Annotated in this window: 5 protein-coding genes; all 5 read left to right on the top strand. The window is 38.4% G+C overall.

Annotated elements, in window-relative coordinates:
• The first annotated feature begins 777 nt into the window (after positions 1-777).
• Positions 778-2043: a deoxyribodipyrimidine photo-lyase gene (locus ADIARSV_RS16590; protein ID WP_016196796.1), complete on the top strand. Its 1266-nt coding sequence runs from the start codon at positions 778-780 to the stop codon at positions 2041-2043.
• An 87-nt stretch (positions 2044-2130) separates the two neighbouring features.
• Positions 2131-4923: a 2-oxoglutarate dehydrogenase E1 component gene (locus tag ADIARSV_RS16585; protein WP_016196795.1), complete on the top strand. Its 2793-nt coding sequence runs from the start codon at positions 2131-2133 to the stop codon at positions 4921-4923.
• Between the two features lie 24 nt (positions 4924-4947).
• Positions 4948-6489 (top strand): 2-oxoglutarate dehydrogenase complex dihydrolipoyllysine-residue succinyltransferase, encoded by a 1542-nt coding sequence (gene odhB / locus ADIARSV_RS16580; RefSeq protein WP_016196794.1) that lies wholly within the window; start codon positions 4948-4950, stop codon positions 6487-6489.
• A 262-nt stretch (positions 6490-6751) separates the two neighbouring features.
• Positions 6752-7912, top strand: coding sequence for a hypothetical protein (locus ADIARSV_RS16575; protein ID WP_016196792.1), 1161 nt, complete (start codon positions 6752-6754; stop codon positions 7910-7912).
• Positions 7913-7961: 49 nt separating this feature from the next.
• On the top strand, positions 7962-9365 hold the full coding sequence (gene lpdA / locus ADIARSV_RS16570) for a dihydrolipoyl dehydrogenase (protein ID WP_016196791.1): 1404 nt from the start codon (positions 7962-7964) through the stop codon (positions 9363-9365).
• Positions 9366-9404 lie beyond the last annotated feature (39 nt).

Genomic DNA, 9404 nt, shown 5'->3' with positions numbered 1-9404 from the left:
TTTAATTTTAAGAAATTTTTAATAAAAAAGCTTTATTGTATCAATTGGCCTCATTTGTTAAATAGTAATTTTAATTAAAATTGAACTTAAGAGAGTGCTAAAAGCAGGTCCTTAGCTTGCCATTCCGTAATTAAAAAATATATGAAAAGGGGAATAGCCAAAATGTATTAAAAAAGGTCTCAAAGCATAGTCCTAATTGCAGATAAAAATCATGTAAAATTTTGATTGAGCTATTTCAACCTCGTTAGTTACGGCAATATATAGCCGGTAAAAATCATGTAGGAGTAGCAGTTTGAATAATTTAACCTCGTTAGTTCGATCCATGTATAACAATTGAAAATCATGTACAAATTTTGATTGAGCTATTTCAACCTTGTTAGCTCGGGCCATGTATAGCAAATAAAAATCATTTAGTAATAGCGGTTAAAATGTTTGAACCTTTTTAGTTTGGCCATTTAGAGCAAAAAAAAATTACGCAGCAATAGTAGTTAACATGTTTCAACCTCGTGAGTTTCGCTATGGTACAGTGGATAAAATATAGTAACCATATTTCTAACAAGCTGCATAGTAAATTGAAAAGGCTTATCCGAGATCTTTTTCCAGGCAAGATCCTTAATGTTATGCCGTAAAGCTAATCTTAAACAGCAGGATGATGTTGAAAATAGAGGCCTGTCTTTTGATTGTTATAAAGATGTAAAGATTAAGCTTTATTATAGATAAGCACTTTTCCTACTGTTTTTTTTTAACTAATTTGCATCCAATCTATACAAGGAGGATATGAGTGGAAAAACTATCCTGATTTGGTTTCGAAATGATCTAAGAATGCATGACAACGAAGTGCTGATAGAGGCAGTGAATCGGGCAGGTAAAATATTGCCTGTTTATTGCTTTGACCCTAGATATTTTACAGAAACAAGTTATGGTACAAAAAGAAGCGGCTATTTCAGAACAAAGTTTTTATTAGAAAGCGTTGAAAGTCTCAGAGAAGCATTTAGAGAGCGTGGAGGAAACCTCATCATTAGAATTGGAAAACCTGAAGACGTACTCCCTGAGTTGTGTAAACAATATGGTATATCTGAAGTGTATCATCATCGCGAAGTAGCAAGCGAAGAAACTGAAATATCAGCACATGTTGAAGATGCCCTTTGGAAAATGAAAATTAACCTGAAGCATTTTATCGGGCATACCATGTTTCATAAACAAGATCTTCCATTCCCTATTAAAAGTATACCGAATGATTTCTTGGTATTTAAGAAAAAAATAGAGCGGGAAAGTATCGTTCGGCAAGGGTATGAATCTCCTGATAAACTAGAGATGCCCTTAGATGTGGATTGGGGACCATTGCCACTTATGGAGGAATTCGGAATAACTCCTGCAAAAGACATTGAAAGTGACTTACTCTATACAGGTGGAGAAAAAAAAGCACTTGAAATTATGAATCAACTTGTAGAAATGCCTTTTTCAGATTTTGGGATACTGAATCCGAATAAGTGCAATTCAGCTGTGTTGTCTCCCTGGCTTTCATTGGGATGTTTATCGCCGCGCTTAGTCTACTGGAAAGTGAAAGAAAAACTACCTCCCAAATCAGATCTAAGTATAAAAATTATCATCGAATTACAATGGAGAGACTTCAATAGATTTATGTTAAAAAAACATGGTCCTGTATTGGAGATGAGTTCAAAAAAGCTTAAGCCTGCTGAAAAGTTGAAATTTATCAACTGGAAGGAAGGCCATACAGGCGAGCTTTTTGTGGATGCCTGCATGCAACAACTTAATGCAACAGGCTTTATCAATAATATATGTAAATCATTCGTCTCCGCTTACTTAATAAAAAAGTTAAAAGTACAATGGCTTGCAGGCTCCGCTTACTTTGAAGAAAAGGCAATTGATTTTTCTCCTGCAATTGATTGGGGAAACTGGGCAATAGCTTGTGATGTAATAGCTTATGAAAAGTTTGCAAATCCTGCTAAGGAAGAAGTTATGGAAGACCAGCACATAAAAAACAGGTTAATTTACTTAGAGCAGCATAACAAATCTGCCTGATACAAAAAAAAACAATATTAGAATTAAATACTTTCTCATATATACGGTTAAACTTTTATTTTTGACCCATCTTAAGATTTGATATTCATGGACAATCTGTCATACCTTAGTAATGCACATTCCTCTTACATAGATTCTCTGTACCAGTTATATAAAGAAAACCCAGAATCAATTGATTTTGGCTGGCAGAAGTTTTTTGAAGGATTTGATTTTGGAAAAGGATCAGAAACGACTAGTGCAGGTGAAACACCACAAAATTTGCTTAAAGAGATCAATGTGATGAACATGATCTATGGATACAGGCAACGCGGACATCTATTTACCAATACAAACCCGGTAAGGGAAAGGCGTAAATATTTTCCAGGTAAAGAACTTGAAACCTTTGGCCTGAACGACAACGATCTCGACACTGTATTCAATGCGGGTATTGAAGTTGGCTTGGGTCCTGTCAAATTACGGGAAATTCAAGCTTTACTAGAGCAAACTTATTGCCAGTCTATTGGCGCCGAATTCGTTTACATCCGTAATCCGGAAAAACTGAATTGGTTTAAGAAGAGAATGGAGTCTGAAAGAAATACCCCAAACTTAACATTAGACACCAAAAAGCAAATACTAAAAAAGCTCAACGAAGCAGTGGTATTCGAAAGCTTTCTGGGGACAAAATTCCTGGGACAGAAACGCTTCTCTCTCGAAGGTGCAGAAAGTTTAATTCCCGTTCTTGATTTTGTCATTGAAAGAGGAGCCGATCTTGGCATTGAAGAGTTCGTGATCGGTATGGCACATCGTGGTCGCCTTAACGTCCTGGCCAATATCATGCACAAGACCTATAAAGATATCTTTGCAGAGTTTGAGGGTAAAGGGTATGACGAAACTAAACCTTATGGAGGTGACGTAAAATACCATCTTGGATTTTCTACTGATGTTCAAACCAAAGCAGGCAAGAAGGTTCATTTAAGCCTTTGTCCAAATCCATCTCATCTAGAAACGGTAGATCCTATCGTTGAAGGGATCAGCCGGTCTAAAATAGATTTCAAATACGATGGAGACAACTCCCGAATAGCGCCTATATTAATTCATGGTGATGCTTCAATAGCAGGGCAGGGGATTGTATACGAAGTGTTGCAAATGGCTAAATTGGATGGTTATAAAACAGGTGGAACCATCCATCTTGTGATCAATAACCAGGTCGGATTTACAACCAATTACAAAGATGCGCGCTCATCTTCCTATTGCACGGACCTTGCTAAAATTACACTATCCCCTGTTTTTCATGTCAATGGAGATGATGTAGAAGCATTAATTTATGCAGTAAATATTGCATTGGAATATCGTCAAAAATATAAAAATGATGTATTTATCGATATGTTATGTTATCGCCGATATGGTCATAATGAAGCGGATGAGCCTAAATTTACACAACCCCTACTTTATAAAGCCATAGAGCAGCATCCAAATCCCAGAGAAATCTATAACAAAAAACTTCTTGATAGTGGAACCGTTGATGCAAGTCTGGCTAAAGAAATGGAAAAGGATTTCCGAAGTCTACTTCAGGAGCGCTTGAATGAATCCAAAGAAAGCAAAGAGTATCAACCTAATGTCATGTTTTCAGGAGCCTGGAATGGAATTAGGATGTCTAAACCCGAAGACTTTGATATAAGCCCAGATACTGCTGTGTCAAAGGAAGAGTTATTGGCAGTTGCTACAACTATTACTACACTTCCATCAGATAAAAAGATCTTCCGTAAAATAGAAAAGCTTTTTGAAGACCGGAGGAATATGGTTAAGAATAACTCACTGGATTGGGCTATGGGCGAGCTTTTAGCTTATGGCACGTTATTATCTGAAGGCTTTAGAGTTAGGCTTAGCGGACAAGATGTAGAACGTGGTACTTTTTCTCATCGACATGCCGTAATTAAAATTGAAGATTCCGAAGAGGAGTTTATTCCTTTACAACAATTACCGAATCAAGACCTGCAGGCCAAGTTTGATATCTATAACTCACATTTATCCGAATATGGTGTTTTAGGCTTTGAATACGGTTATGCATTAGCTAATCCACATTCATTAACGATTTGGGAAGCACAGTTTGGCGATTTTGTAAACGGGGCACAGATCATTCTTGATCAATACCTGGTTAGTGCAGAAACAAAATGGCAGCGTTCTAATGGAGTTGTCCTATTGCTTCCACATGGATATGAAGGACAGGGGCCTGAACATTCTTCAGCCCGAATGGAGCGTTTTCTGGAGTCATGCGCAGATTATAATATCCAGGTAGTCAATTGCACCACACCTGCCAACTACTTCCATTTACTTCGTCGTCAGTTAAAACGCGATTTCCGCAAACCTTTGGTTGTTTTTACGCCTAAGAGCCTGCTGAGGAATTCATTATGTGTAAGCCCAATTGAGGACTTTACCGAAGCGAGATTTCAGGAAGTAATTGATGACAGCATCGTTAAACCCAATGAAGTAAAGCGGGTTGTATTCTGCACCGGTAAGGTATATTATGATTTACGAGAAAAACAAAAAGTAGACTCGCGTTATGATGTAGCTATTGTTAGATTAGAGCAGATTTATCCTTTGCCAATTAAGCAGCTGGAGGGCATTCAGAACAAGTATAATAAGGCAAAAGAATTTTATTGGGTTCAGGAAGAGCCTGAAAACATGGGCGCATGGCCTTTCTTATGCAGAAAGTTCAGAAGTATTGATGTTAATCTTCAGGTAATATCCCGAAAAGAAAGCAGCAGTACCGCTACCGGATATGCTAAACAACATGTCTCTCAACAGCTTTATATTATTGGTAAAGCGTTTGAAGATTTAGCAGGTAAAGAAATGAAGAAGTCAGTAATTAAAACTACCCAAAAAGTAGTTGACGTAGATTAACCCTTTTTAAAATATATACATATTATGAGTTTAGAGATCAAAGTTCCGCCTGTAGGCGAATCTATTTCAGAAGTAACCTTATCGCAATGGAAAAAAAAGGATGGTGATTATGTTGAAATGGATGAGGTTATTGCTGAACTTGAATCTGATAAAGCAACTTTTGAATTAACAGCATCAGTTGCCGGAACTTTAAAAATAACAGCTGCAGAAGGTGATACCCTGGAAATTGGTGCAGTAGTTTGTTCTATCGAAGAGGGAGCAGGCAGTCAAGCCCCTGAAGCCTCAGCAGCTCCTGCTCCGGCAGAAGTAACCGCATCGGCAGATCAAGCAGAAAGTTCTTCCAAACCAGAATCAACTGATAGCGCTAAAACTTTAGAAATTAAGGTCCCACCTGTTGGTGAGTCGATTACTGAAGTAACCTTGTCAAAATGGCTGGTTAAAGATGGCGAAAGTGTGGAGATGGATCAGCAGATTGCCGAATTGGAATCAGATAAAGCCACGTTCGAACTTACTGCTGAAATCGCAGGAATAGTAAAACAAATAGCTGAAGAAGGAGCAACCCTGGCAATAGGAGCAGTAGTATGTGCTATTACTTCAGGGGCAGCGGGTTCATCAAGCCCTAAACCAGAAACAGCGAAAGAACAAGCTACAGCCGACAAATCGCCTAACTACGCATCGGGAACACCTTCACCTTCTGCTGGTAAAATCCTTTCAGAAAAAGGAGTAGATCCAGCATCAGTTGCAGGAACGGGAGTTGCAGGACGCATTACCAAAGAAGATGCCGTAAATGCTCAAAAATCAGTACCTCAGCCTGGCGTTAAGAAACCTGAACCAGTTGCTGCTCCTGCGGTAGTTGTTTCCGGATCTCGTAACGAAAGAAGAGTAAAAATGACTTCTTTACGCAAAACTATTGCCAAGCGTCTTATTGCTGTTAAAAGTGAAACAGCGATGTTAACTACTTTTAACGAAGTAGATATGAAGCCCGTAATGGATCTTAGAACAAAATACAAAGATAAATTCAAAGAAAAACACGGTGTTGGTCTTGGCTTCATGTCCTTCTTTACTAAAGCAGTTAGCGAAGCATTAAAGGAATTTCCTTCAGTAAACGCCAGAATAGAAAATGATGAAATTGTTTATAGCGATTTTGCCGATGTATCCATAGCGGTTTCTGCACCTAAAGGTTTAGTCGTTCCGGTTATTCGTAATGCAGATGCAATGAGTCTGGCAGAAATTGAAAAGTCAGTTCTTGGGTTGGCTTTAAAAGCCCGCGATAACAAATTGACAATTGAAGAAATGACTGGTGGAACCTTTACGATCACCAATGGTGGTATTTTCGGTTCTATGATGTCCACTCCAATTATCAATGCCCCACAATCGGCTATATTAGGTATGCACAATATTGTCGAACGTCCTATTGCCTTAAATGGCGAAGTAGTGATCAGGCCGATCATGTACATCGCCCTATCTTATGATCATCGAATCATTGACGGAAAAGAGTCAGTTAGTTTCTTAGTGAGGGTGAAACAGTTACTTGAAGATCCGGCTAGACTTCTTCTGGGAGTTTAAACCAAGGTATAACATAATAAGGGGGTATCTTTAAATATAGGTAGCCCCTTTTTATCGTGCAGAAATGCTGTTTTTAGCATTCCAATTTTCTGTAATAAAGAAGAAGTTCCGGACCGCACCGCCCGAAACCTCTTTTAAGTGTACAGTTTAATTAAGATATACAATTTAAAAATTTGTTACAGTATTATAGTAGGAAAATAAATGCCCTTAATTATAAAAACTGTAATAGTTTTGTTTGTAAATAATGATGATCCTTTGATAAATGAAGTTAATAGTAGTTGATAGTGCCCTACTCATTCAAAAGTTTTTGCAGTTGCCGGTAAGTATTTATAAAAATGATAAAAATTATATTCGCCCTCTAGACGAAGATATTGAATCTATTTTTCACGATAAAACCAACAAATTCTACAAAAAAGACAATTGCATCAGATGGATTCTTACGGATTCCTCCGGAAAAACCATTGGAAGAATAGCTGCATTTATTAATGAATTAACGGCATACAACTATGACCAGCCCACAGGAAATGTTGGTTTTTTTGAATGTATAAATGACCAAAAGTCTGCATTTATGCTTTTTGATGCCTCCCGCAAGTGGTTGCTAGATAAAGGCATGCAGGCAATGGATGGACCAGTTAATCTTGGAAGTCGCGAAAAGTGGTGGGGCCTCCTTGTTGATGGTTTTTATCCGCCCTCCTATTGTTGCAATTATAACTTACCGGTTTATCAGTCCTTCTTCGAAAATTACGGATTTAAGGTCTTTTTTAAACAATATACCTACCTCCGGAATGTGATGGAAAGACTGAATAAGGTCTACTATGCAGTAGCCGAACGCATCTCCCGGAATCCCGATTATCATTTCAAAACGGTTGATAAGGCTCATTTAAATACATTTATAGCAGACTTCAGAACCATATATAACAACGCATGGGTTAACCACGAAGGCATTGGTGAAATGACAAATCAAGAAGCAGATCATCTTATTCGCTCACTCAAGCCTGTTATGGATGAAAAGATAGCCTGGTTTGCTTATTACAAGAATGAACCCATTGGGTTTTTTCTAAGTATTCCCGAATTAAATCAGCTGTTTGTCAAATATGCCAAAGGAAAGCTCAGTTTCGCAGTCAAAATGCGTTTGCTTTATAACAAATGGATGGGTAACTGCAAAACCATGTATGGCCTTGTCTTTGGTGTTATACCACAACACCAAAAAAAGGGTGTCGAAATCGCTATGATTGTTGCTGCTTCCGAATCTTTATTGAAAAGAAAGGTTTATGAACAAGTGCAGATGAACTGGATCGGCGATTTTAATCCCCGCATGATGCATGTGGCTGAACAAATTGGAGCAAAAATTTATAAAACACATTATACATATCGGTATCTGTTTGATAGAGAAGCCGAATTCAAGCGACATCCGCTTATTTGATGCGCAAATTAGGAACAGGAACATTAACTTTGATTAAACAAATACAACTATGCAATACGATGTTATAGTAATAGGTAGCGGACCAGGCGGATATGTAGCTGCCATTCGTTGTGCCCAATTGGGACTCAAAACCGCTATTATAGAGAAATATGAAACTTTCGGCGGAACCTGTCTTAATGTAGGATGTATTCCTTCAAAAGCGTTATTAGACTCCTCCGAACACTTTTACAATGCGGCTCATACCTTTAAAACCCATGGTATCAATCTCAATGATCTTAGCGTCGATTTGAAGCAGATGATTGCACGTAAAGATCAGGTTGTACTTGAAAATACCTCAGGTATCACCTACCTGATGAAGAAAAATAAAATTACCACACATATAGGTGTTGGTTCTTTTGAAGATAAAAACACTATTAAGATCCGTAAAAGTGATGGCACGGAAGAAACGATCAGCACTAAAAATGTAATTATCGCTACAGGATCCAAGCCTACCGCTCTTCCTTTTCTTCCTATTGACAAAAAGCGAATCATTACTTCTACTGAAGCACTAAACTTAACCGAAGTTCCCAAACACCTTATTGTAATTGGTGGTGGAGTAATAGGGTTGGAATTAGGATCCGTATATGCTCGTTTGGGCGCCAGAGTTACCGTAGTAGAATTTCTTGATTCTATTATCGCTAATATGGACAGCACATTAGGTAAAGAACTTCAAAAGTCATTAAAGAAATTAGGGTTTGAGTTCTTATTAAGCCATAAAGTTACCGGTGCACAGGTTAACGGTGAAACCGTTACCGTTACTGCGGAAAATTCAAAAGGCGAGGCTGTTACTATAGAAGGCGATTACTGTATCGTAGCCGTTGGAAGAACAGCCTACTCTAAAGATTTAGGATTGGAGCGTATTGGTCTGAAATTAGAAGACCGCGGTAATAAGATTGCTGTCGACGATCACCTGGAAACTGCTGTTAAAGGCGTTTATGCAATAGGTGATGTCATCAAAGGAGCAATGCTTGCCCATAAGGCAGAAGAAGAGGGAACTTTTGTTGCCGAAACTATAGCCGGCCAGAAACCGCATATCAACTACAATCTGATTCCCGGAGTTGTTTATACCTGGCCAGAAGTAGCAAGTGTGGGTTATACTGAGGATGAGTTAAAAAAACAAGGTAAGAAATACAAAATCGGTTCTTTTCCATTTAAAGCAAGCGGACGTGCTCGTGCAAGTGGGGATACCGACGGGTTAGTTAAAGTCCTTGCGGACTCCGTGACTGACGAAATATTAGGCGTTCATATGATTGGCCCACGTGCTGCCGATATGATCGCAGAGGCGGTCGTTGCGATGGAATTCAGAGCATCTGCTGAAGACATAGGACGCATCAGTCATGCTCATCCTACCTATACCGAAGCCTTTAAGGAAGCAGCTTTAGCTGCTACTGAAAATAGGGCGATTCACATATAATCCGGAGCATAAAATAAATGCATTGGAATAAATAATCTT

Origin of the sequence: Arcticibacter svalbardensis MN12-7 (assembly GCF_000403135.1) — a bacterium.
Lineage (GTDB): Bacteria > Bacteroidota > Bacteroidia > Sphingobacteriales > Sphingobacteriaceae > Arcticibacter > Arcticibacter svalbardensis.
The sequence above is the reverse complement of the archived record's forward strand: the minus strand, read 5'-3'. Positions and strand labels throughout refer to the sequence as shown.